This window comes from Amycolatopsis umgeniensis (assembly GCF_014205155.1).
Classification (GTDB): domain Bacteria; phylum Actinomycetota; class Actinomycetes; order Mycobacteriales; family Pseudonocardiaceae; genus Amycolatopsis; species Amycolatopsis umgeniensis.
The window spans coordinates 8,713,042-8,735,993 of the sequence record NZ_JACHMX010000001.1; the positions used below are offsets into that span (position 1 = coordinate 8,713,042).

16 protein-coding genes and 1 tRNA gene are annotated in these 22,952 nt (G+C 66.8%); 8 read left to right on the top strand and 9 right to left on the bottom strand.

The window, feature by feature from the left end; all coding sequences use genetic code 11:
• Nucleotides 1-420 precede the first annotated feature (420 nt).
• The 3 genes from HDA45_RS39735 to HDA45_RS39745 all read left to right on the top strand — a co-directional run bounded on the left by HDA45_RS39735 (nucleotide 421) and on the right by HDA45_RS39745 (nucleotide 7,017).
• Entirely contained in the window at nucleotides 421-4,233 is a 3,813-nt protein-coding gene (locus tag HDA45_RS39735) for a tetratricopeptide repeat protein (protein ID WP_221471365.1), read from the top strand.
• Nucleotides 4,234-4,571: 338 nt separating this feature from the next.
• Nucleotides 4,572-6,347, top strand: coding sequence for a DNA cytosine methyltransferase (locus tag HDA45_RS39740; protein WP_184904353.1), 1,776 nt, complete (start codon nucleotides 4,572-4,574; stop codon nucleotides 6,345-6,347).
• A 490-nt stretch (nucleotides 6,348-6,837) separates the two neighbouring features.
• A complete protein-coding gene (locus HDA45_RS39745) occupies nucleotides 6,838-7,017 on the top strand; it encodes a hypothetical protein (protein ID WP_184904355.1) in 180 nt (59 codons plus the stop codon).
• A gap of 614 nt (nucleotides 7,018-7,631) precedes the next feature.
• On the opposite strand, the gene HDA45_RS39750 is transcribed toward HDA45_RS39745, so the two are convergent.
• Complete coding sequence (locus HDA45_RS39750) at nucleotides 7,632-8,174, bottom strand: DUF4145 domain-containing protein (RefSeq protein WP_184904357.1); 543 nt, start codon at nucleotides 8,172-8,174, stop codon at nucleotides 7,632-7,634.
• Nucleotides 8,175-8,819: 645 nt separating this feature from the next.
• Here HDA45_RS39750 and HDA45_RS39755 point away from each other — a divergent pair.
• Nucleotides 8,820-10,226 carry a tyrosine-type recombinase/integrase gene (locus HDA45_RS39755; RefSeq protein WP_184904359.1) on the top strand — a complete coding sequence of 469 codons (1,407 nt, stop codon included), beginning with the start codon at nucleotides 8,820-8,822 and terminating at the stop codon, nucleotides 10,224-10,226.
• Nucleotides 10,227-10,358: 132 nt separating this feature from the next.
• Here HDA45_RS39755 and HDA45_RS39760 read toward each other — a convergent pair.
• The 3 genes from HDA45_RS39760 to HDA45_RS39770 form a co-directional block, all read right to left on the bottom strand.
• Nucleotides 10,359-10,432, bottom strand: a tRNA-Pro gene (locus tag HDA45_RS39760).
• Nucleotides 10,433-10,571: 139 nt separating this feature from the next.
• The gene (locus HDA45_RS39765) at nucleotides 10,572-11,741 is read right to left on the bottom strand and encodes an alginate lyase family protein (RefSeq protein WP_184904361.1); all 1,170 of its coding nucleotides are present in this window, start codon (nucleotides 11,739-11,741) and stop codon (nucleotides 10,572-10,574) included.
• A 119-nt stretch (nucleotides 11,742-11,860) separates the two neighbouring features.
• Complete coding sequence (locus HDA45_RS39770) at nucleotides 11,861-12,886, bottom strand: beta-propeller fold lactonase family protein (RefSeq protein ID WP_184904363.1); 1,026 nt, start codon at nucleotides 12,884-12,886, stop codon at nucleotides 11,861-11,863.
• A 42-nt stretch (nucleotides 12,887-12,928) separates the two neighbouring features.
• Here HDA45_RS39770 and HDA45_RS39775 point away from each other — a divergent pair, with 42 nt between their 5' ends.
• Nucleotides 12,929-13,636 (top strand): SDR family NAD(P)-dependent oxidoreductase, encoded by a 708-nt coding sequence (locus HDA45_RS39775; protein WP_184904365.1) that lies wholly within the window; start codon nucleotides 12,929-12,931, stop codon nucleotides 13,634-13,636.
• A 68-nt stretch (nucleotides 13,637-13,704) separates the two neighbouring features.
• On the opposite strand, the gene HDA45_RS39780 is transcribed toward HDA45_RS39775, so the two are convergent.
• Nucleotides 13,705-15,924: a glycosyl hydrolase family 18 protein gene (locus HDA45_RS39780; protein WP_184906521.1), complete on the bottom strand. Its 2,220-nt coding sequence runs from the start codon at nucleotides 15,922-15,924 to the stop codon at nucleotides 13,705-13,707.
• Nucleotides 15,925-16,143: 219 nt separating this feature from the next.
• On the opposite strand from HDA45_RS39780, the gene HDA45_RS39785 reads away from it, so the two are divergent.
• Nucleotides 16,144-16,746 carry an RNA polymerase sigma factor gene (locus HDA45_RS39785; RefSeq protein WP_184904367.1) on the top strand — a complete coding sequence of 201 codons (603 nt, stop codon included), beginning with the start codon at nucleotides 16,144-16,146 and terminating at the stop codon, nucleotides 16,744-16,746.
• Nucleotides 16,739-17,638 (top strand): CU044_5270 family protein, encoded by a 900-nt coding sequence (locus tag HDA45_RS39790; RefSeq protein ID WP_184904370.1) that lies wholly within the window; start codon nucleotides 16,739-16,741, stop codon nucleotides 17,636-17,638. The genes HDA45_RS39785 and HDA45_RS39790 overlap by 8 nt, the downstream gene beginning before the upstream one ends.
• Nucleotides 17,639-17,642: 4 nt before the next feature.
• Here HDA45_RS39790 and HDA45_RS39795 read toward each other — a convergent pair whose 3' ends face one another.
• On the bottom strand, nucleotides 17,643-18,422 hold the full coding sequence (locus HDA45_RS39795) for an enoyl-CoA hydratase/isomerase family protein (protein ID WP_184904372.1): 780 nt from the start codon (nucleotides 18,420-18,422) through the stop codon (nucleotides 17,643-17,645).
• A gap of 35 nt (nucleotides 18,423-18,457) precedes the next feature.
• Nucleotides 18,458-19,348 carry a PaaX family transcriptional regulator gene (locus HDA45_RS39800; RefSeq protein ID WP_184904375.1) on the bottom strand — a complete coding sequence of 297 codons (891 nt, stop codon included), beginning with the start codon at nucleotides 19,346-19,348 and terminating at the stop codon, nucleotides 18,458-18,460.
• 146 nt (nucleotides 19,349-19,494) lie between these two features.
• On the opposite strand from HDA45_RS39800, the gene HDA45_RS39805 reads away from it, so the two are divergent.
• Nucleotides 19,495-21,132, top strand: coding sequence for an ABC-F family ATP-binding cassette domain-containing protein (locus HDA45_RS39805; protein WP_184904377.1), 1,638 nt, complete (start codon nucleotides 19,495-19,497; stop codon nucleotides 21,130-21,132).
• Between the two features lie 92 nt (nucleotides 21,133-21,224).
• Here HDA45_RS39805 and HDA45_RS39810 read toward each other — a convergent pair whose 3' ends face one another.
• Nucleotides 21,225-22,064, bottom strand: coding sequence for an ABC transporter permease subunit (locus tag HDA45_RS39810; RefSeq protein WP_184904379.1), 840 nt, complete (start codon nucleotides 22,062-22,064; stop codon nucleotides 21,225-21,227).
• The gene (locus HDA45_RS39815; RefSeq protein WP_221471367.1) at nucleotides 22,061-22,948 is read right to left on the bottom strand and encodes a carbohydrate ABC transporter permease; all 888 of its coding nucleotides are present in this window, start codon (nucleotides 22,946-22,948) and stop codon (nucleotides 22,061-22,063) included. Before HDA45_RS39815 ends, HDA45_RS39810 begins: the two co-directional genes overlap by 4 nt.
• Nucleotides 22,949-22,952 lie beyond the last annotated feature (4 nt).

The following is a 22,952-nucleotide window of genomic DNA, read 5'->3' on the forward strand; positions in this document are numbered from 1 at the left end:
GTGACGGATTCCAGTGCGGCCGTGGCGGCCGGCGCACCTGCGAGAACGAGTACGACAGTGGCCGCACTGGCCGCCGCGGTTCCGCGGAGTCGCCTGGTGCGGCTCCCGGCCGTCGGCTCGGGATGCGATGTGGACCTCAGCATCGAGACCAAGGAAGTCTCCTCCTGCGTGTTCAAGTCGGAACCCGGTGACTCCGGGCTCGCAGCCCTGCACGTCCGACGCAACGCCGAGGTTGCTACCTGCCGACCTGTTTCACCCGAATGCAGCCCTTGCGGAGGCTCGACGCCTCCGCCAGGCACACGACACGCTCGCCTCCCCGCCCGGAGTGCCGGCGGTGATCGCGTCGGACCGCCTGTTCGATGCCGCCGTCCAAACGCTCCTGGGCGCTACCCGCCAAAAGCCGGAGTACTCGCCGCGGCGATGACCGTCAAGATTTCGGATGGCTTTCCCTCTGATGGCGGTGTGTCCGTCTGCTTCAGTGTGGAAGAGCCGTGCCTGTGCGGAATGGTCAAGAAGAGTCGTTTCGTTCGAGCTGTGGCTCCTGGCTCACCGATGCGGGAGGATCACCATCGGTGGGCGGGGAGGAAGCTGTTGATGCGACGTCTGCGATGGGTCGCGGCCGGTGCGGCGGTGGCGCTGCTCGCCGCAGTCGTCGCCTTGCTCTCTCCGCAGATCGCGACTTGGCACGCCGCGGTCCGGGAGGCCGTGGAATTCTGGAGCTGGGCCGTCGCGATCACCATTGGGTTGGCAGGCGGCGGACGTGTCTTGGTGCTCTGGGCCGGTGCCGGCGCGCGAGGCGCCAGGGCACGCGGTTTACCGTCGCTCCTTCAGACTCGCGCTTTGCATTTGGTCAAGGGGCGGCTTCCGCGCGTTTCCGAAGTCACCCTGGCCGACCTGAGAGTGAAACGGGCGATCGAGTCCGGATCGGAGGCTGACCGCGATCTGCCCCCGTATGTGGCTCGCTCGGTGGACGAAGACCTTCTGCAGGCTGTCGCGGGCGGCGGCATGGTCCTGCTGCACGGCCCGGCGGCGGCCGGGAAGACCCGGACCGCGGCCGAGGCGATCCGCCGGGTGCGGCGAAACAACCGGCTCCTGATCCCTCGCGACGGCACGGCGTTGCGGGAGCTGATCGAAACCGGGCACGATTTCGGTGAGGTCGTGGTGTGGCTCGACGACCTCGAACGCTTCCTGTCCCCGGACGGTCTGGATTTGGCTCTGCTCCAGAGATTGTGCCGCCCGAAGGCCACCGCCGTGCTGGTGATGGCGACGATCCGGGACGAAGAACTCGCTCGTTTCAACTACGCCACCACCGCCGGCCGTGATGATTCCCTGGGTATCGGTACGGACTTGCTGCGGACAGTCCAGGGAAGCCGTCGCAAGCACCTTCTGCGCCGCCTCACCGAGCAGGAACGGAATTCCACCGCCACGCAGGCCAGCGAAGACGACCGCGTCGCGAGGGCGTTGAAAGCCGAAGAGGGGTTCGCGGAGCATCTGGCCGCCGGGGTGGCGATGATGGAGTACTGGACCGTGGGTGACGGTCCGCTGTTCCAGTCCGGTCAGGCGATCATCAGCGCGGCGGTCGATTGCAGACGCGCCGGATTCCACGATCCGGTTCCGCATCAGGTCCTCGCCCGGTTGCAGCCCGAGTATGTCGATCCGGGCTGGCTGAATCGGGCCGACTTGGCCTCTTGCGAAGACGCTGTCGTCTGGGCGTGCCGACCGGTGCTCCAGGCCAGTTCCTGCCTCCAGCCACGGGGCGAAGACAGGTACATCGCGTCGGACTACCTGGTGGACCGAGCCGAAGCAGGTGATTCGCCCCTGGGTTCCGGGCGCGTTTCCGACCGCGTATGGCAGGCCCTGCAGCTCATCGCGACGCCGCGCCAGGCGATGACCATCGGCATCCGTGCTTACCTGTCGGGCCGGCCGGATGTCGCCGAAGACGCTTTTCGCATGGCCGTGCATGCCAAGAACGCCGCGGCGATGAAGTATCTGGGGCTCCTGCGGAAAGAGGCTGGCGACGCGACTCAGGCCGAGCAATGGTTTCGTCGTGCGGCCGATAACAATGACACCGATGCGATGGTCGTTCTCGGTGGGTTGCTGACTGAGCGCGGAGAAGTCACTGGAGCTGAGCGGTGGTTTCAGCGGGCTGCCGACAGTGGTGACACCGGCGCGATGCTCATTCTCGGCGGTCTCCTTTCCGAGGCAGGCGACACCACCCGAGCCGAACAGTGGTTCCGCCGAGCCGCCGACGACGGCAACACGGCGGCGATGAAGTATCTGGGGCTCCTGCGGAAAGAAGCGGGCGACAGCACTCAGGCCGAGCAATGGTTTCGTCGCGCGGCCGGCAACAATGACACCGATGCGATGGTCGTTCTCGGTGGGTTGCTGACTGAGCGCGGAGAAGCGACTGGAGCCGAGCAGTGGTTTCAGCGGGCCGCCGACAGTGGTGACACCGGCGCGATGCTCATCCTCGGCGGACTTCTCTCCGAGACAGGCGACACCACCCGAGCCGAACAGTGGTTCCGTCAAGCCGCCGACAACGGTGACACGGCGGCGATGGTTCGCCTCGGCATCGCCGCCGCGCGGAAAGATGATGCCGCCCAAGCCGAACATTGGTATCGCGAGGCAGCGAACAAGGGCGACCTCGAAGGCATGGATCTCCTGGGGCTGATCTCCTCGGAAAGAGGCGATGCCGCCGACGCCGAACAGTGGTATCGGTCGGCCGCGGAGAAGGGCCTGGCCGATTCGATGGTCCGGCTCGGACTGCTGCTCACCCGCCAAGGCAAGACCGAAGAGGCCGGGCAGTGGATCGAGAAAGCGGCTCGAACGGGCCATGCTGCCGCGATGGAGCTGTCCGGTGCGTTGTCCGCCACCGAAGGGAATCTCGACGAGGCGGAGCGGTGGTACCTGCTGGCGGCCAGGGACGGGCACGTCGATTCGATGGTCCGGCTCGGTCTGCTGTTAGCCCGCCGGAACGAGACCTCGCAGGCTGAACACTGGTATCGCGCGGCCGCCAACAACGGCAACAGCGACGCGATCAACCTCCTCGGCCTTCTGTTGGCCAGACGGGGGGAGACGCGCGAAGCGGAACACTGGCTCGAGCGTGCCGGCAGCACCGGTATGACCCAGTTCAACCAAGGGTTGGTCCACGAGTTGAGAGCCGACGCCGAGCAAGCGGAGCGTTGGTACACCCGCGCCGCCAAGGCGGGCGAGACACTCGCGATGCGAGGCATGGGAAGGCTGAAGCAGCGGGAGGGCCGGGTCGAGGAAGCCAAGCGCTGGTACCGCAAAGCGGCCGACGGCGGTGACGCCGAGGCCATGTTCCAGCTGGCGGAGCTGCTCTGGTCCGCGCACTCGTCGAGGGAGGATCGCGAGGACGGCGAGAAGTGGTACCGCCGCGCCGCCGAAGCGGGCAACGGCCAGGCCTTCGCCGCGCTCGGCTCCGTCATGAAGATGAAAGGTCAGCTCAACCAGGTCGAGCACTGGTACCGGAAGGCGGCCGAGGTCACCGGTAGACCGTATTTCATGCTGCAGCTGGGCGGCCTCGCCCAAGAACGCAACGACCTTACCGAGGCCGAGCAGTGGTATCGCCGTGCCGCCGACAGCGGCGACAGCGACGCGATGAGAAGCCTCGCCTTGCTGCTCGTCGACAGACGCGACTACGACGAGGCAGTCCGGTGGTATCGAGCGGCGGCCAGGGCCGGAGACACCGCCGCGGCGAACGGTGTCGGCCTGCTGCTCGCGTACCGAGGGCAGTCCGCAGAAGCCGAATACTGGTTGTCCCAGGTCACGGGCGCGAGCGACTCCGACCGGAGCCGTGACCTCATCGCTCATCTCTCCCGACACTCGGACGACGACATCAAGCGGTGGTGCGATCGAACTGCGGCGTCCGGGCATTATCACGCGTTGGTCGGGCTCGGGGTCTTGATCCAGGAACGTGGCGACGTCGATCAGGCCGAGCGCTGCTACCAGCTGGCCGCCGAGGCCGGCAACGCGCACGCCATGTACAGGATGGGGATGCTCTTGACCCGATCGAAGAGCGGACGCCACGCTGAACTGTGGTTCCGGCGTGCCGCCGAAAACGGCCACGCCGACGCGATGGTCAGCTTGTGGGCCCTCGGCAAGGGCACCGATGGGCGGGACACCTGGTTGGATCGAGCCACCCAGGCTCGCTTCGGCGAGACTTCGCAGAAGCTCCGCCCGACCGATGACCACGAGCAGCCCGGCTCCTAGCCGAGCAGGCGTTCCCTGAGGTCTGTGAACTCAGGGTGGTCCGCGGCGGAGGTCTCGCTGAGATCGTCGAGCGGTGTCCGTACGCGGGGATGGGCGCGGACCTGCTGTGACGCCGGTTCGTCGGCCGCGAGGACGTCTGCCGCGCTTGTCGTTCGGCCGGCAGCCCGGACGCGTCGAGGGCGTCGCCGACACGCGGTGCGCGGCCGGCGTCGCCGAATTCCAGCGCGATCCAGTCCCAAGCACTTGCTTCGGGTGCGTGCCGAAAATTGTTTACGCTAAACGAAAAATCCGCTTGACCGAAGCGCCGACGGCGTTCCCGCCATGACGACCCGGTCGCGGTGGAGTTGTTCTCCGGGTTCGGGGGCCTGACGCAGGGGATCAAGCTGGCAGGGTTCGAGACGATCATGGCGGCGAACCACAACGAGTTCAAGGTCGAGGTGCACGAGGCGAACCATCCGGAGGCCGAGCACTGGATCGCGGACCTGGTCGACCCCGAGTCGGGGGACTACCACGACGCCCGTGACCTGCCCGCCGGTGATCTCCTCTCGGCCGGGGTGAGCTGCGTCAACCACAGCCACGCGAACACGATGAAGGCGTATGGGCAGGGCCTGACGTTGTTCTCGATGACCGATCCGGAGTTCGAGGAGCGGGTGACCAGATCGGAGCGGGACCGGGCGACCGCGAACTGTGTGCTGCACTACGCCGCGGTGCACCACCCCCGGCTGATCCTGGTCGAGTGCACGACCGAGCTGACCTCGTGGGGACCGGCGATCCCCGGGAAGCAGAGGGTCGGCGACGGCTCCACGTACCGGTGGTGGCTCAAGCAGTTCGACACGCTCGGCTACGACCACAAGATCATGTACTTGAACAGCATGTTCTTCGGCGTGCCGCAGTCCCGCGACCGCTACTACGCCGCGTTCTGGGACAAGACCCTTCCCGCCCCGGACCTGGAGCACCGGCCGGAATCGTGGTGCGCGCGCTGCGACACGACCGTCGAAGCGGTGTGGTCCTGGAAAACCGGGGTCCCGCCCACCGGGTCCGTGCGCTACGGCAAGCAGTACAACTACACCTGCCCACGCTGCCGCGCCGAGGTGTTCCCGCCGATGACACCGTCACTGGCCGCGCTCGACCTGTCCAACCTCGGTACCCGCATCGGGGACAAGCCGCACAAGAAGCAGCGGGACGGCTCGGTCGGGCCGCTCGCCGCGGCGACCATGGCCCGCGCGGAACGCTGCCGCCAGAAGTTCGCCGACTTCCCCGCCGTCCTGATGCCCGCGAAAGCCATCCACGGCACGGAGAAGCACCTCGGCCAGCCGATGGCGACCCAGACCAGCCAGCAGGAGACCGCGATCCTGTCCACCGGCGCGGTGATCGCCGCGCACCGCCACAACGGCGACGGCCAGCACATCACCCGGCCGATGGACACCATGACCTCCACACACGAGAAAGCGATGCTGCTCGCGGTCGCCAACTTCCAAGGTGCGCCCCGTGGCGCGGGCGAGCCATTGCCGACCCAGGCGGGATCGGAGACGCTCGGCATGGTGTCGGCCGGGGTCGTGCCGTTCCGGCAGAACACGATCCCCACCACCCACGCCGAAGCCATGCCCACCGTCACCTCCGACCAGATCCCCGGCCTGCTCACCGCCGCCGGGACGATCAAGAACAACGGCGCCAGCGAGGCCGGATACCGCACACACCCGGTCAGCAACCCACTCGGCACCGTTGTCTCGTCGGCGGCCAGCCAGGCGCTGCTGTTCTCCGGCTGGTACAAGCAGAACGGCACCGAATCAGACGCCACCGCGCCGCACCCGCTGACCGACCCGCTCGGCACCCTCACCTCCCGCGACACCACCGCACTGCTGGCCGCCGGGTGGCGCGCCATGCTGACTGACCTCTCGCTTGAGGACTGCTATTTCCGGATGCTAAGCAAGCACGAGATCGGCCGCGGCTGTGGTTTCGATGTGGACTTCCCGGGCTACCAGGGAACGTTCGTCGTCTGGGGCACAGCCCGCGCCCAGACTGACGGGTTCGGCAACGCAGTCTCCCCGGCCGTCGGAGCGTGGATCGGCGCCCGGCTGCGAGCCGTTCTCAACGTCCCGGAAGCGATCGCCTGACCAGCGAATCGGGAGTTTGCGCCGCGAGAGGGGTGCCCGCAGTCGGGCGCCCCCTCGACTTGCGTAGCACGGGGCGACACGCTGACTCAGCCTCACAGGCGAGGACGAAAAGTTGGTGTAATATGCCGCCGCCACACGCGCGCGAAGGCGCACAAATAGGCCAGTCATCCCTTAATCCACGTGATGCAAGCCTCACGATCTGTGAATTATCTCGCGTACAACACGGTCAAGTAACGGCCCTCTGGCCTGCGCAAACAGTCGAATCGTGACAAGTTGCGCGCCGTTACTGTGATGTAGGTAACAGCTCGAATAATTTCCGATCACCCTGTGTGGAGATCTATCGTTTTGCTCCAGTCGGACCGCGAGGTTCGGCTGAAGTGTTCAAGCTCCACGATCTCCACTTGTGGATCCCACTCTCCTTGCACACCAGTTGCTCCGCACCCTTCCCAGGTCGGGAAGCGGCGAGGGGGTAGCGCGAAGGAGATGCAAGGTGGTCAAGAAGTGGAAGGCGTGGTTCAAGGCGCGGCGCAAGCCGCAAAAGCTTGAACACGCGGAACGCCGGACCCCTTACGGGACCCGGCGCTCCACTGCAGTAGTGCAGGTTGTCGTGCTGATGGTCGACCTGGTCGACATCGCCGACAAGGTGCTCACGATGCTGAACAAGCAGTGAGCGTTGGGCTCGTCTCTAGGTCGCACCCTAGGGGCGAGCCCCCTTTATCGACTTCTCCACGTCAGTCGCAGCAGTCAAGCCCTGCGTTACATCATCGTTTACCAGACCGGTAAGACTGGTAAGACGAGACGCGTCACTTTAGACATGAGGGCGAAGAGAAGGAAAGAGTTCTCGACGAAGTTCTCAGTCTTAGATGAGCACTTAGCTACCGCTGATGACCAAAAGTCGCAGGTCAGCCCCGCTTGATGCGTGCTGGCGGTACGTATCAAGTTCCCCGGAACGTGGTGCACGACACGCCGGGTGGCGCCTTGGTCCACGTTCCCCACGCGCTCGGACGGGTAAGGCCTGACCGGCTACATTTGGGCACACTCCACCCGTCAAGCCCATTGTGCACGACGTCGCCGACTGTTTGCGGAGCACCCCACTCCCGTTTGGACCGCTCGCTTATTTTGCTCGGCCCGCGATTACGAGCTGACTACGGTGGGTAACCAACCTGCCGCCTGGTTCCGCAGGGGACCCGTGGAAGGGCACTTCAGAGGTCCGCCGCTGGGTGCGGGCAGAACCCAAGGCGACAGCGTCAGGGCCCTATGCGACCGAGAATGGGCGGCTCTGACTTAGTTTGCGGAAGGTGAGGGTGGCACTGGCGTTGACTCGTCTGTCGGCGCGGGGACCTCCACCCCAAGCCTGGTCTGCTTGGCTCGAATGTTCTGTTGGGTGCCGGGGGACAGATGGGCCCAGAGTGAACTGGTGGTTCTGGGGCGGGTGACCAGCTCGTCAACGAGATCGTTCGCGGCGCGGAGTACGAGCTCAATGACCCCGGGGCCCTGGTCTTCGTCAAGGGCGATGACAGCCAGGTCGCCGGGCTGCTCATCGACGTGGAGCATGTCGTTGCCGAGGACGCGGACGATATCGAGAAGCTGCTGGAGTGGTGTGCTGATGCGTCCGTGCAGTAGCGCTATCCGGTCATCCAACCGTGCGTTGGCCGGCGCCCCGGCGTCGAGATGCTTGATCAGACGTTCGACGGTCGCACGCGCCAATGCTGCGCCTGCACGTCGGGATATGGGTGTGACTGCCGCGGCCTCCTCGTACAGGTCCCGTACCTCGGGAGGCATGTCCGCGTGGGCTGGCGCCCCGGCCCGCGCGAGCGGGAAGACCATCTGATCCTCGCGCCACACCGAGGGTAGACGGCAACGGGCGCATTGTGCTCGGGTCCAGCGGGGAAAGGCACCTATAGACGTCTCCCTGGACTCGCCGATGGTTGGCAACTGTTCCCAGTTCTGATGCGCGAAGTGGCCACAGCGGGGGCAATCGAAGCCGTCCTTGTGCAGCCCGGGTTGAGTGTCGGCCGGTTCGAGGCCGCTAGGTTCGTCAGCTATCGGAGGCTCCTTGTTCGGCGGTTCGAGGTAAGTAGAAGTCGCGCGACACGATCTAGTCGTTACTTCGCAAGGTGTGAGCGGCGAACGCAAGGGCTGGACCCCGGCAAGCCCATGCTCGCCGTCGCGACGGCTCGCGATCGTGGTTCACGGTCAGGTCTGCGAACTCGCATATGTCCGCAACTGAGTCTCGAACCTACTTTGCTCTTATGAGAAATGTGCGACGCATGCAACTTGTGCGAATCCTGCAATTATGGAAAACGGTTCCTCAAAGTTTGCGGATTCAATCTGGTCATTTTCGAGTACGGTGGACCTCAAGTGGATCTAACAGGCAGCCTTGCGGAAACCTTGGCCCGCTGCCGCGATTCCGAAGGACACTGCTCAGTCTCGGCCTTCTAAGCGCCGAGTTTGATACGGACTGGATTCGTCATGACTGCGAAGAAGACTAAACAGCCACCGCTCGGTGTCGAGCTGAAAGAAGACATCGAGGAACTCTCCGGTGGTCGACAGCCGTTCCGTGCTCGGGTTCGCTGGAAAGATCCAGCGACTCGTAAGCGTCCGTCACTGTCGAAATCGCACATCACGTACGAAGCTGCCGTCGAATGGATCGCGGACATGCGCCGCGCGGCGGCCGGAGGACTCGATCCTGCCGTGGCGGACATGAGCCTCGCTGAGTACGGCGACTCCAACATGAAGCTCGCCCTGCGAGGGCTGGAACCCAAGACGCTCGATCCCTACCTCGCGGGATGGCGCAAACGGGTGGTCCCCACCCTGGGGCACATTCCCGTACGCATGGTCACCTACGGCGTTGTCGATCGCGCCGTCCTGGGCTGGATCAGTGACGGGTTGGGGAAGTCCGTTATCAAGAACAGCATCTCGGTCCTGGTGCGCGTCATGGACCAAGCGCGACGGGACGACCTCATCCAGCGAAACCCTGCCCAGATCACCGGCTGGCAGCGTCAGTTCCATCAGGCCGAGGACGAACTCGACGACCCGCGCGCGCTCGCACTCCCGGACTGGACCACGCTCTCCCGACTTGCTGACGCGCTCGTCGAAGCATCCCATGGGCAGTACATCGGCTGGGGTGAGGTGGTCCTCTTCGCGGGGTGTACCGGAGCGCGAATCGGCGAGATCTCCGGTTGCCGGGTCGGCGACATTGACCGAAAGGAATGGATCTGGAAGCTGCGACGCCAGACCACGCCGAGCCCAGGCGGCCTGATGGATAAGGCCACAAAGGGTAAGCGTGCCCGGGATGTGCCCGTGATCGAGGAGATCCGCGAACTCGTCGAGCGCCGCATCGCATTGACCGACGGGACCAAGGAAGCGCGGCTGTTTACCGGGCCGAAAGGCGGGCGGATCACGACCGCGGTTCTCCGTGACGCCACCTCATGGGATCAGGTCGTGACCAAGCTCGGCTTCGAGCATCTACGGCGACACGATCTCCGGCATACGGCGTTCACGTGGTTCGCTGACGCCAAAGTTCCGATCCATCACCTCCAGAAGATCGCCGGTCATGGCCAGATCTCCACGACCCAGCGGTACCTGCATCCGAGCCGTCAGACCGTGACGGACGCCGGCGCTCTGCTGTCGAACTACCTCCAGGTCCAGGAAACGGAGAAGTCGGCGGTCCTCGCGAGGTCGAAGCTCGAGCCGTCCGCTGAGCTGTTCGATTTGGCATCGGCACGCCCGGGGGAGCGGGCCCGCGCCGTCGCCAGGGGGCACCTCCGGCGGACTGGTCAGCTTCCGAACGTGCCTGAACTTGTCGAGCTGGCGAAGGTCTCGCGCGGCACTGCCTTTACTGCACTGAGGGAAGTTCGCGAGCGACCTGCGATGTGAGAGGAACGGCCCGGTGGACCAAATTTGGTCCACCGGGAGTCCGGCTCAAGATCATCGGCGCGACGACTGAGCTGAACACGAAAGAGCCCCCGACCTGTACCTGAGGTACAAGTCAGGGGCTTCGTCTTCCGGTCGGGCTGACAGGATTCGAACCTGCGACCCCTTGACCCCCAGTCAAGTGCGCTACCAAACTGCGCCACAGCCCGGACCCGTACTCCGTGGAGTGCGATGTGAGTACTTTAGCGGGTCCTGAAACCCGCCCTGCAACCAGGGGTCACTGTGTGTCTGAGCTGGGAAAACGGACCGTGAGGGCCGCCCTGCCGCAATCGGGCGGCCCTCACGGAGTCACTGTGGGTTGTCGGCGTGCGTGAGGGTCTGCCAGGAGACGAACAGGCTGTTGGTGCCCGCCGGGCGTTGGCGCAGGGTGAGGGCCTCTGTGTTGCTCATGGTGTTCCCGAGGCGCGTGTGGAGGTGGTTGTAGCCGACTTCGGTGATCGGGCCGAGGCCGAGCTTCAGGCTGCCGCCGCAGAGCCACGAGGGGACGGCGGCGCCCATTTGGTACTTCGCGTGGAAGCCGAGGCCTTCGCGGAGGCGGTCGGCGATCTCCGGGTAGAGGTCCTGGCCCTGGATGCGGGTGGTCTCGGCGAAGTTCGCGATGGCGGCGAGGCCGTAGCCGGTGTGGGTGAAGTCGCGGCAGGTCTCCTGCGAGAGGCCGTTGACGAACGTCGTCTGGCCTTGCCAGTACTTCACGATCTTGTCGCGGGTGTCCAGGCCGCTGCCGGGCGCGGTCTTCGGGAGCGCGCCGTCGCTGGTCAGGTAGAGGTAGGCGGGAACGCGGGTGCGGAACTTCGCGACGGCCTTGTCGTAGCTCGCCTTGTCGTCGAGGAACACCGAGATGCCGATCGCGGCCTCGGTCATGCTGAGTTCCCAGTTTCCGTTGCTGTGACTGCCGTTGATCACCTCGGGCAGGTACACGGTCCGGAGCATGGTGCCGAAGCGGCCGGAATTCGGCCAGCTGGTGTAGGTGTGTTTGATGATCTCCGCCGCGCGTGGCCATGAGGAGGCCGACCACGCCGATTGCAGGGGAGCGTTGCTGTTCGTGTGATCCTTCAACACCGCGGACCAGGCGTCCATGATCTCGATCGCCTTGGTCGCGTATTTCGCGTCGCGCGTGATGTACCAGGCGAGCGAAAGGGAATAGGCGGCGATCGCGTCTTGCCGTTCATCGGTACAGCCGATATTCGGTTTCGAATAGGGCCCGCATTCGACGACGGCGCGCGGTTTCGGTGAACGGGACAGCGAGGCGTACGAGCTCGACATCATCGCGTCATAGGCTTGTTTCCACGGTTGTGCGCCGGCTTGGACCTTGGTGCGCACGAAGTCCAGTTGCGGGCGGCTGACCAGCACGCCAGGGTGGGTGAAGGTGGCGGGCGCCGCTTGGGCGGGGGCGCTGAGAAGGCCCAGTGCCAAAGGGACGAGTGTGGTCAGGGCGAGCAGTTTCTTCGGTAGGGACATGGTTCTCCTCGGGCGGGTGTGAGCCAGGTCACCGGCGGCGCAGGGTTCAGTGTCATGGTCTGAACCAGTTGCGTCAAGACCTTAATTCGCCTCCAAAAGAAAGAGTCCCGCTGAGCGAATCACTGCCGCCAAGGGGCGACGAAGGCCGGACTCCCGATCGGATAGCTGCCGATCAGCCGCCAGGTCGCGAGTTCGTAGGCTTGGATCACGTCATCGCTCTGTGAGGCGACATAACAATGCTCGCCGACGACGGAGAAATGCCGTGGCCATTCGCCGGTCCGATGATCGGCGATCGCCTTCGGGAGGACGCCGTCGAAAGCGAATTCCGTGATCTTTTCGGGGCCCCGGTTCGACAGGAACAGCCGCTCCCTGTGCAGGGTGAGCTGCGCTGGGAGGTTCTCCCCGCCAGGGGTGAGCGTCGTGGGAGTGGAGTTCTCGACGGCGAACGTGCCCGGCGGCTCTTCGTGCACCGTCACCAGCGAGGCGGCCAGTTCCCCGACGACGTAGGCGTGGTTCGTACCCGGGCGCCGGACCAGTTGCCGAGGGCCTGTCCCGGCCGGCAGCGTCGACACCGAAAGCGGGATCAGCTCGCCTTCCTCACCGAGCCGGTAGCTGCGGATCTCGTCGGTGCCCAGGTCCACCGCGCTGACCAGCGTTCCGGTCTCGTCGACAACGGCCATGTGCACGTGTGCCGCTTCCTGCCGCTCCTTGTCGGGCCCGCTGCCCTCGTGCTGGACCAGTGCCGTGCGCACGGTCGGCACCCCGTCCGGGCCCAGCGCGAACGCGGCGAGGCTCCCGCCGCTGTAGTTCGCGCACAACAGGTACCGGCCATCGGGAGTGATCGCCAGATGGCACGGATCCGCCCCGCCGGTCGGGAGCGAGTTCAGCACCTCCAGCGTGCCGTTCTCGGCGACGGCCACGGCGGTGATGGCGCCTTCGGCCGTCTCGTTGACGGCGTAGAGCACCGGCAACGTGGGATGCGGGGTCAGCCAGCTCGGCGAGTCCAGCTCGAGCGAGCCCGCCGGGGTCAGTTCCCCGGTCCGCCCCTCACGCCAGAAGGTGCCGATGCCTTCACCGTTACCGTTGCTCGCGGCGGTGTAGGAGCCGACGATGAGCAGAGTCCGGTCGTCGTTCGCAGGAGTCACGAGGCACACTGTGCAGCAAGCCGACGTGGAGGTGAATCCCTTTTGACCACATCCTGTGCGATCGTTTCGGGTGCGGCGTCCGGTATCGGCGCGGCGACCGTGGCCCGCCTGACGGCGACCGGCCACACCGTCGTCGGCGTCGACCCCGGCGAGCGACCCGGGTCTGGACACAGCATCGTCGGCGATGTGTCCGAGGAAGACACTTGGCAGCGCGCGGTGGATCTCGCCGGGCAGCTCTGTGGCGGGGTCGATGTCCTGGTCAGCAACGCGTTCACCGCCGTGACGGCGCCGCTGCACGAGCTCGGACGGAAGGACTGGGACCGTCAGCTGGACGTCAATCTCGCGGGCGCCTACCTCGGTGCCAAGGCCTGTCTGCCGTCTTTGCGGGAACGCAGGGGATCGATCGTGCTGGTCTCCTCGGTGCACGCCCTGATCGGCTTGCCAGGGAGGCCCGCCTACGCGGCGAGCAAGGGAGCTTTGGTCGCGCTCGGCCGTCAGCTTGCCGTGGAGTACGCGCCCGACGTCCGCGTGAACTCGGTGCTCCCCGGTCCGATCCTCACCCCGGTGTGGGATCGCGTGTCCGAGGAAGATCACGCCCGCACCGTTCGCGCCACCCCCGCGGGGCGGCTCGGGGACCCGGCCGAGGTCGCCGAGGTGATCGCCTTCCTGGCCTCGCCCGCGGCCTCCTTCGTCACCGGGACGCAGGTGGTGGTGGACGGCGGCTGGTCCGCCACCAAGGACTCGATCTAGGAGGCACGCCTGGAACCGGCAGGAAAGAACCGGGGTGCCGGTGACGAACACCGGCACCCCGGGAACTTTTACTTCAGCGAGTTGTCCACTGTGGTCATGAGGGATCCGGTGTCACCCGACATCTCCCATGCCATGACTCCGAGCAGTCCTCGGGTCTTGAGCCAGGCGACCTTCTGCTGGATGGACCAGGCGTCGTCGAAGGTCCACCATTGCCCGCCGTTGCCCGTGTAGCACGCCGTGGCCACGGCCGCGGTGTCGTGCTGGACGGTGCAGTTCGGGACACTGGCCAAGAGATTCGCGTAGCCACGAGTACCTGCTTCCTCGGCGAACTGGCCTGGCGCGGCGCCGGTGGCGCTCTGCCATTCGCCCTTCTTGCCGCCTTCCGCTACCCCTTGCCATCCTCGCCCGTAGAAGGCGAGCCCGAGGGTCAGCTTCCGTGGATTGGCCCCGGCGTTGGTATAGGCGTTGATCGCCGACTCCACGCTGAACTTGAAGTTGTACGGATCGTCCGCGTCGGCGTAGAGGTTCCCCTGGTGGCCGGTACGGTTCGGCTCCCACGAGTTGTCGCTGCCCGAGCCGTGGAAGTCGTAACCCTGCACGTTGGCGACGTCGAGGTAGTCGAAGATCTTCGGGATTTCCCAGCCACCGCTCACCTTCGCCGGGTCGGCGGGGGTGAACGCCTGCAGTTCGTACCGCTTGCCGGTGGTCGCGCCGTAGGCGTCCATCTGCGTGCGGAACTCGGCCAGCAGGGCGGTCAGGTTCGTCTTGTCGTTGGCGCTCCAGTGGTTCCCGGGGTGCCCGTCCGGACTTCCCGGCCACTCCCAGTCGATGTCGATGCCGTCGAAGATGCCCGCGGCCGTTCCCGGTCCGCCGGCCCCGCCGTACGCCTTGACGTTCCCCTTCAGGTACGTGTCGATGCACGACGCGACGAACTTCTGCCGGGACGCGGGCGTGGCCGCGACGTCGGAGAAGTACTTCGAGTAGGTCCAGCCGCCCAAGGAGATGAGAACCTTCAGGTTCGGGTTCTTGACCTTGAGCTTCTTCAGCTGGTTGAAGTTGCCGCGCAACGTTTCCCAGCCGGTGTCGCCGACACCGTCGACGGATTGGGCCGCGGACATCGGGCGCGAGTAGTCGGCTTCCGCGTCGCCCGCGCCGTCGCCCTGGTTCGGGTCCTGGGGATTCGACGTCGTTCCCTTGGTGACACCCGAAAGGCAGGTGTGGTTGACCGGGTCGATGTTCCCGAAGGCGTACAGCAGATGCGTCAGCTTGCTCGCGGATCCGTTGGTCACCAGGTTCTTGACGAAGAACTGGCGGCCGTAGATGCCCCACTGGACGAAGTAGCCGACCCGGGCGTACCCGTTCACGATGTCGCCGGTGCGAGCGCTGACGGCGGCGCTCGCCGCGGAGACATTGTCGTATCCATCACGGGCTTTGACCGTGAAAGAGTACGAAGTGGACGGTGAAAGCCCGCTCACCGTCGCGGTCGTCCCGGTCACCGTGGTGGCGAGGTCCGCGCCGCGGTAGACGTCGTAGGAGACGACGCCGGTGTTGTCGGTGGACGCGTTCCACGCCAGGGCGACGGTGCTCGACGTGACCGCTGTCGAGCGGAGGTTCGACGGCGCTGTCGGCGCCTGGGTGTCGTCGCCCGGGTTGTTGGTGGTGACCGCCAACGCCGGGGTGGGCGGGGACTTGGCGTCCTTCCGGTCCTTGGCGACGACGGTGAAGCGGTAGGCCGTGTTCGGCGTCAGCCCGGTGATCCGTGCTTCGGTGCCGGTGACCGAGGCCGCCAGGGTGGTGCCCTGGTAGACGTCGTAACCGGTGACGGGCAGGGAACCCGGTGCCGCCGCGTTCCAGGCCAGCGCGGCGGTCGTGGTCGTCTTGGCCACGAGGCGCAGGTTGGCCGGGGTCGACGGCGGGAGGTCGCCCGATCCGTCACAGTTGGCGTCGTCGATCCGGCACGTGGTCGGGTTGACCGCGGAACTGAGCCGGAACGACGGGCTGTACGGGTAGGTCGAACGGCCCGGCGCGAGGGATTTGATGTAATACGCCGGGACGAGGGTGACTTGGTTGCCCGCCTGGGAAACCGTGGCGTTGGAACCGCTCGTGGCGGTCACGCCCGCGGGGACGGTGAAGGTGATGGACCAGTCGGCGACGGTTTCGCTGCTGGGGTTCGTGACGGTGTACTCACCGGTGGTCCCGGTCAGGGTGAAGGCGGCGCGGAGGCGGCCCGCCGCTGCCAACGCCGGAGAGCCCGCGGCCACGAGGAGCCCGGCGGCGAGGAGTGTCACGGTGAATGCGCTGAGTAGTCGTTTTCTGGTGCGTCTCATGGCGGTTCTCTCCAAAAGAGGCGGCGAGACTGACCTGCTCTGAAATGGCGCGTGTGGTCTAGACCACAGTTGAATGTAGCGCGGCTCGCATAAAAGGTCTAGACCGATTCGTCGGTCGTGAACCCATTCGGCCCCGGATGCGGACAACAAGTGACACTGTTGAACGGCGAAGGGCGGTCCATGAGCTCATCCGAGGCGGATCCGGGAGATCTGGAAGACGCGGAGCTGATCGCGAGATCGGTGACCAGGCCGGACTGGTTCTCCGCGATCTTCGACCGGCACGCCGCGCATATCCACCGCTACCTGGTCAGACGCCTCGGCCCGGCCGCGGCCGAGGACGCGCTGGGGGAGACGTTCCTGGTGGCGTTCCGCAAACGCGAGGGGTACGACACCTCGCGCCGCGAGGCGCGGCCGTGGCTCTACGGCATCGCGACCAACCTCGTGGCGCAGCGGCGCCGCGACGAGGCCAGAGAGCTGAAACTACGCGAGGCCCTCGGCCCGCCGCCCGACGAAGAAGGACACGCGCAACGCGTCGCCGATCAGGTCACCGCCGAGGCGATGGGGAAGTCGCTGGACTCCGCGCTGGCGGAGCTGGCCGACGGCGACCGCGACACGCTCACGCTGTTCGCGGGGGAAGGCTTGAGCTACGAGGAAGTGGCCGCGGCGCTGGACATCCCGCTCGGCACCGTCCGCTCGCGGCTCAATCGTGCCCGCCGGAAGGTGCGCGAGGCGCTGGGGCGTTCGGACACCACGACTGGGAAGGAAATCGTCAACCATGGATGAGCTTCAGCTGATCGCCGAGCGGACCGCAGCGGTGCCCCTCGCGGAATCCGGCGCGCTCGACGCGGCGCGTGCGCGATTGATGACCGAGATCGCCGCCGCGGGAACGGAAAACGTGGTGCCGCTGAGGAACCGACGGCGCTGGGTCTGGACCGGGGTGGGTGCGGCGGGCATCGCGGCGGCCGTCACCGCCGTCGTGGCGCTCGCCCCGGCGGGCCTGGAACCGCCGGCGGCGGCCGCGGATCCCGTGGCCGTTCTGCGCAGCGCCGCAGCGGCCGCGCTGAAAGCGACGGACACCCCACCGAAACCGGACCAGTTCATCTACACCAAGACCAAGCAGCCCGGCGGCGAGCGCGAATCGTGGCATTCGGCGGACGGCACCCACGACGGGTTGATCAAGCTGGCGGGTGGCGGGAACTTCCCGCTTCCAGGTTGCCGAGACGGGCGGGCGCAGGTGTACAAGGGCGAAGAGCCGCTGAAGGGCGTCACGGAGCCATGCACGCCGAGGCCCTCCTACCGGGTGGATCTCCCCACCGACGCGGACGCGATGTTCGCCTACCTCACCGCCGACCGCAGTGGTGAAAAGGGCGACTACAACGCGATGGGCAAGGACATCGTCGCGCTGGCCAACGAGACTTACCTTCCGCCCGCCGTCCGGGCGGCCCTGTACCGCGCGGCGGCCAAGGTGCCCGGCCTGCGCGCCGTCGACCACGTCAAGGACGCGGCCGGCAGGCCCGGTGTGGGCATCACCTGGCCGCTCGGGCCGGAGGATGACCCCAAGGTGGCGAAACCGGTCGTGATCGTCTTCGCCGCGGACACGTTCCTGTACCTGGGCGAGAGCGGGACGGCGGTGACCGCGTCCGGCGTGGTGGACGCGGTCGGTCAGCGGCCGTAGCGGGTCAGCGGCCGGTGAAGGTCGCCTTGCCGGGACCGTCGGCGAGGAAGGACTTCACCGCGCCGCGCAGGTCCTCGGTGTCGAAGAGCCCGGCGGCGATCGTCGTGATGTGCTCGTTCGCCTCGGCGACGCCGCCGTGCTCGTAGTGTTCGAGAACCTTCTTGGTGGCCGCGTGCGCCTTGGTCGGCCCCTGCGCGAGGTCGTTCGTGAAAGCGCGGACGGCCTCGTCGAAACCGTCCGCCGGGAGCACGCGGTTCACCACGTTCCAGCGTTCGAGGGTCGCGGCGTCGTAGGTCGCGCCGGTCATCACGAACTCCTTCGCGCGGCCGACGCCGGCGCGCGCGGCGAGCCGCTGGGTCCCGCCCATGGTCGGTGTCAGGCCGACGACCCGTTCGACGAGCCCGAACTTGGCCCTTTCGGTCGCCAGGATGATGTCGCAGGCGACGGCGACCTCGAAGGCCCAGGTCAGGCACAGACCGTGGGCGGCGAACACGGTGGGGAACGGGAGTGCGGCGATCCTGTCGGGAACGGCCAGCATCTCGTCGAAGAGCAGCTTCGCCTCGGCCGCGGAGGACTGGGCGTCGAACAGCGAGACGTCGACTCCGCCGCTGACGATCTTGCCCTCGGCCCGGATGATCGCCGCTCGCGGCGGCGTGGCCTCCAGCTCGCCGATCGCCTCGCCCAGCTCCCGCTGGAGTTCCGCGGTGTAGAGGTTCAGTGGCGGCGAAGCGATGGTCAGGACTGCGACGTCGTCCTCGCGGTCGAGGCGGATCGAGGTGGCCAAGACGGGGTCCCTCCGCTAGATCGTTTTCCGTGACCCTAGCCGGAGGTGTCCGCGAGTTCGTCCCATTGGGCCTGTGCTTCTGGTCGCCATTCGACGTGCTTGCGGTGGAACAGGTCCGCCGCGCGCACGCCGCTCCAGCCGTCGGGGAGCAGTTTTAGCGGAAGACGTGGATCGAGGAACGGGAAGCTGCGCCATTCGTGTACCAGTTCGGTCTGCGCGCGCAGGACGCCGTGCTCCCCGGAGGGGCGGGAACCGGTGAAGCGGTCGATGAAGTCCTCGTAGCGGTCTTTGAGGTCACTGAGATCCCAGGACCGCGCGACCATCGTCTCCTGATCGCCGACGTCACCGTAGGCGGCGGTGAACGACATCGCCTGCGCGTCGAGGCCGAGTTCCTGCACGATCTGCTGGGCCTCCCGCTGGCGGCTGAGGTCCGGGCTGACCCAGACGCCCGCCACCGGCGAACCGAACCCGGCCCACGTCAGGCGGGTGCGGAGACGGTGCCGGAGGTCCCGCTTCGCTTCGGGGACCGAGACGATCAGCATCAGCCAGCGGCCGTCCCAGGCCTTCTCCTCGTTGCCGAAGGCGTAGATCCGCTCCGCGCCCTCGGTCAGCAGGCGCCTGCCCGGCGGCGTGAGCGACCAGCGCACTCTTCGTCCGACGCGTTCCGACACGACCCAGCCCTCGGCGGAGGAACGGGCCAGCGCCTGCCGCGCGGACTTCTCTTCGATGTCCAGCACGCGCAGCGCCTCGACCAGTGTGGACGTCCAGATCGCCTGGTCACGCGGCAGGACGTACTCGCCGAGGATCGTCATCAGCAGCGATCGCGCGCTGGCATGACTGACTTCCCGCCGCCTGCTCATCGTCGGCCTTCGGGCACCGCCTTTCTGCTGGTGGACGACGGGGACCGGGGTGGCGGAGTCCGCCATTTGCTGTCACCGACCTCAATGCTCGGGGGTTCGTTCGGGTCCAGAAGAACGTCCAGGTTACCCACGTTCCGTGATCGCTTGGATACTTGCCACTCTTCCGAGGGACCACGAGTCGTTCAATCGGTCCCCGTAGACTTACTGATCTCATGAGCGCCACACTCGTTGCCAAGGATCTCGCCGCCGGCCACGGCGACCGTGTTCTGTTCTCCGGTCTCGACCTGGTCGTCGCCCCGGGCGAAGTGATCGGTCTCGTCGGTGTCAACGGCGCGGGCAAGTCGACTTTGCTGAAGACTCTCGGCGGCCTCGTGCCGCCGGAAGAGGGAAGCGTCCGGCTGAACCCGCCGACGGCCACCGTCGGTCACCTCCCGCAGGAGCCGGAACGCCGCGAAGGGGAATCCGTTCGCGCGTTCCTTTCGCGACGCACCGGTGTCACGGCCGCGCAAGCCGCGCTCGACGCCGCCACCGAGGCGCTGACAGCGGGCGAACCCGGCTCGGACGACACCTACGGGGTGGCCCTCGATCGCTGGCTCGCGCTCGGCGGGGCCGATCTGGACGACCGGGCGGGCGAGGTCGTCGCCGACCTCGGGCTCACGGTCAACCTCGACCAGCCGATGCTGTCGCTGTCCGGCGGGCAGGCGGCGCGGGCGGGGATGGCGTCGCTGCTGCTGAGCCGGTACGACATCTTCCTGCTCGACGAGCCGACCAACGACCTCGATCTCGACGGCCTGGAACGGCTCGAGCGGTTCGTGACCGGGCTGCGCGCCGGGACGGTGCTGGTCAGTCACGACCGGGAGTTCCTGGCGCGCACCGTGGACCGCGTCGTCGAACTCGACTTCGCCCAGCAGCAGGTGCGGACCTACGGCGGCGGTTACGAGTCCTATTTGGAGGAACGCGCCGTCGCGCGGCGGCACGCCCGCGAGGAGTACGACGAATACGCGAACACGAAGGCCTCGCTAGAGGCCCGTGGCGCGATGCAGCGTTCGTGGATGGAGAAGGGCGTCAAGAACGCCCGGCGCAAGGCCACCGACAACGACAAGGTCGGCCGCAAGTTCCGGAGCGAGGCGACGGAGAAGCAGGCGTCGAAGGCCCGCCAGACCGATCGCATGATCGAACGGCTCGACGTCGTCGAGGAGCCGCGCAAGGAATGGGAACTGCGGATGGAGATCGCCGCGGCGCCCCGGGCGGGAGCGGTCGTGGCGACCCTGCGCGGCGCGGTGGTGCGGCGGGGCGGGTTCACCCTCGGGCCGGTGGACCTGCAGATCGACTGGGCGGACAAGGTCGCGATCACCGGGGCCAACGGCGCCGGGAAGTCGACGCTGCTCGCCGCTCTGCTCGGCCGGGTCGGGGTCGACGAGGGCGGCGCGTCGCTCGGCTCCGGTGTCGTGGTCGGCGAGGTCGACCAGGCGCGGAAACTGTTCCTCGGCGACCTTCCGCTCGTCGAGGCGTTCGCCCGAGAGGTCCCCGAACTCGCCGACGCCGACGTGCGGACACTGCTGGCGAAGTTCGGGCTGAAGGCCGCGCACGTCCTGCGGTCGGCGGCCACGTTGTCGCCGGGGGAGCGGACGCGGGCGGCGCTGGCGCTGTTGCAGGCGCGCGGGGTCAACCTGCTGGTGCTCGACGAGCCGACGAACCACCTCGACCTGCCCGCGATCGAGCAGCTGGAGTCGGCGCTGTCGGAGTATCCGGGGACGCTCCTGCTGGTGACGCACGACCGGCGGATGCTGGACGCGGTCGCCACGACGCGGCGGCTGGAAGTGGCTGACGGGAAAGTCACCGAGGCCTGAGCCTGCGAGGCGATCCGCAGGTCCGTGAAGGCCTCCTTCACTACCTTCAGGGTAGGCAAGGAGTCCTTCACGGCCTTGGTATCTGCCGTCGGTCAGCCTTTGGTCGCGCCGCCGGTGAGCCCCTTCACGAACTGCTTCTGCAATGCCAGGTAGAAGATCAGCACCGGCAGCGTCGCCAGGAACATCAGCGCGAACACGCTGCCGAGATCGGCCTGGTACTGGCCGATCGAGCGGTAGATGCCGGTGGTGATCGTGGTCCCCTGACTGGGGCCGAGGATGATCAGCGGGTCGATGAAATCGTTCCAGATCCACACCCCGAGGAAGATCAGGACGCTCGCCGTGGCCGGGCGCAGCAGCGGGAACACGATCCGCCAGAACGCCTGCCCCCTGCTCGCGCCGTCGAGCAGGGCGGCCTCCTCGAGTTCCACCGGCACCCCGCGGATGAACCCGGTGAACACGAAGACGCCGAACGGCACGTAGTACCCCACGTTGAACAGCACCAGGCCTTGCAGCGTCGCCATCATCCCGGTCAGCCGCAGCACCTCGGTGACCGGGATCAGGATCACCTGCGGCGGGATCATCAAGCCCGCCAGCAGGATCACCGCGAGCACCTTGGTCCAGCGCCGGGTCGAGCGCGCCAGATAATGCCCGAGCATGGCCGAAAGCACCGTCAGCACCATGATCGACAGCAGGGTGACGAGCATGCTGTTCGCGAGGCTCACCCAGAACAGGCCGTCGGGCCGGGTGAGCACGGCGTGGATGTTGGTCAGCGTCGGTGGCAGCGGGACCGACGCCGGTTCCCGGGCGATCAGATCGCCGGGTTTGAAGACGTTGACGAGCACGTAGTACAACGGCACGAAGAAGATCGCGCTCACCAGGATCGCCACGGCGGGGCGGAGCCATGACCGTCGTGAGCCGTCCACCGTGGTCACAGGTCTACCTCCCGCCGCCGCAGGAACCGCAGCACGATCGTGGTCAGCGTCGCCACGATCACCAGCATCACCACGGCCATCGCGGACGCGTAGCCGACATGGTTCGCGTCGAGGCCGGTGGCGAGGACGTCGAACGCGATGGTGGCGGTGGTTCCCGAACCCGGCCCGCCGTTGGTGACGACCTTGACGTAGTCGTAGGTCTTGAACGCCGAGATCAGCAGGACGACGGTGTTGATCGTCAACGACGGCGCGAGCAGCGGCCAGGTCACCGCGCGGAACCGCCGGACCGGGCCGGCGCCGTCGATCTCCGCCGCCTCCAGCAGTTCGGCCGGGACGCCCTGCAGGCCCGCGAGGTACACGACCACGCAGAACCCCAGCATCTGCCAGCACACGATCGACGCGACCGAGAACAACGCGAGATCCGGATCAGACAGCCAGCCCGGAGGCTGCTCGACGCCGACCGCGCGGAGGAGGTCGTTGACCGGTCCCCGGTCGTCGAGCAGTTTCGTCCAGATGATGCTGACCACGACCGAGCTGAGGATCACGGGCGTGAAGAACACGCTCCGCAAAGCGTGGTACAGCCAGCCTTTCCGGTCGAGCAGCACCGCGACGCCGAGGCCGAGCAGGTTCGGCACGACCACCACGATCACGGTCAGGATCGTGGTGACCCGGAGCGCGGTCAGGAACTGTTCGTCCTGGAAGAGGAGCTTGTAGTTCTCGAGACCCACGAACTCCGAGGGCGGGTTGAACGGATTGTGGTTCGTCAGGCTGTAGCCGAAGCTGATGAGGATCGGTGCCATGACGAAGCAGAGATAGATGACGACACCGGGTGCACCGAACGAGGCGAAATGCCACACCCTCGGCAAGATCGGTTTTCTCCGCATCGTG

What these genes read in the sequence shown, in the direction of transcription:
- HDA45_RS39805 (WP_184904377.1), top strand. Translation starts at nt 19,495, where the DNA reads ATGAGCGCCACACTCGTTGCCAAGGATCTCGCCGCCGGCCACGGCGAC.
- HDA45_RS39750 (WP_184904357.1), bottom strand. Translation starts at nt 8,174, where the DNA reads ATGGTCTTCCCGCTCGCGCGGGCCGGGGCGCCAGCCCACGCGGACATG.
- HDA45_RS39735 (WP_221471365.1), top strand. Translation starts at nt 421, where the DNA reads ATGACCGTCAAGATTTCGGATGGCTTTCCCTCTGATGGCGGTGTGTCC.
- HDA45_RS39790 (WP_184904370.1), top strand. Translation starts at nt 16,739, where the DNA reads ATGGATGAGCTTCAGCTGATCGCCGAGCGGACCGCAGCGGTGCCCCTC.
- HDA45_RS39815 (WP_221471367.1), bottom strand. Translation starts at nt 22,948, where the DNA reads ATGCGGAGAAAACCGATCTTGCCGAGGGTGTGGCATTTCGCCTCGTTC.
- HDA45_RS39785 (WP_184904367.1), top strand. Translation starts at nt 16,144, where the DNA reads ATGAGCTCATCCGAGGCGGATCCGGGAGATCTGGAAGACGCGGAGCTG.
- HDA45_RS39800 (WP_184904375.1), bottom strand. Translation starts at nt 19,348, where the DNA reads ATGGCGGACTCCGCCACCCCGGTCCCCGTCGTCCACCAGCAGAAAGGC.
- HDA45_RS39765 (WP_184904361.1), bottom strand. Translation starts at nt 11,741, where the DNA reads ATGTCCCTACCGAAGAAACTGCTCGCCCTGACCACACTCGTCCCTTTG.
- HDA45_RS39755 (WP_184904359.1), top strand. Translation starts at nt 8,820, where the DNA reads ATGACTGCGAAGAAGACTAAACAGCCACCGCTCGGTGTCGAGCTGAAA.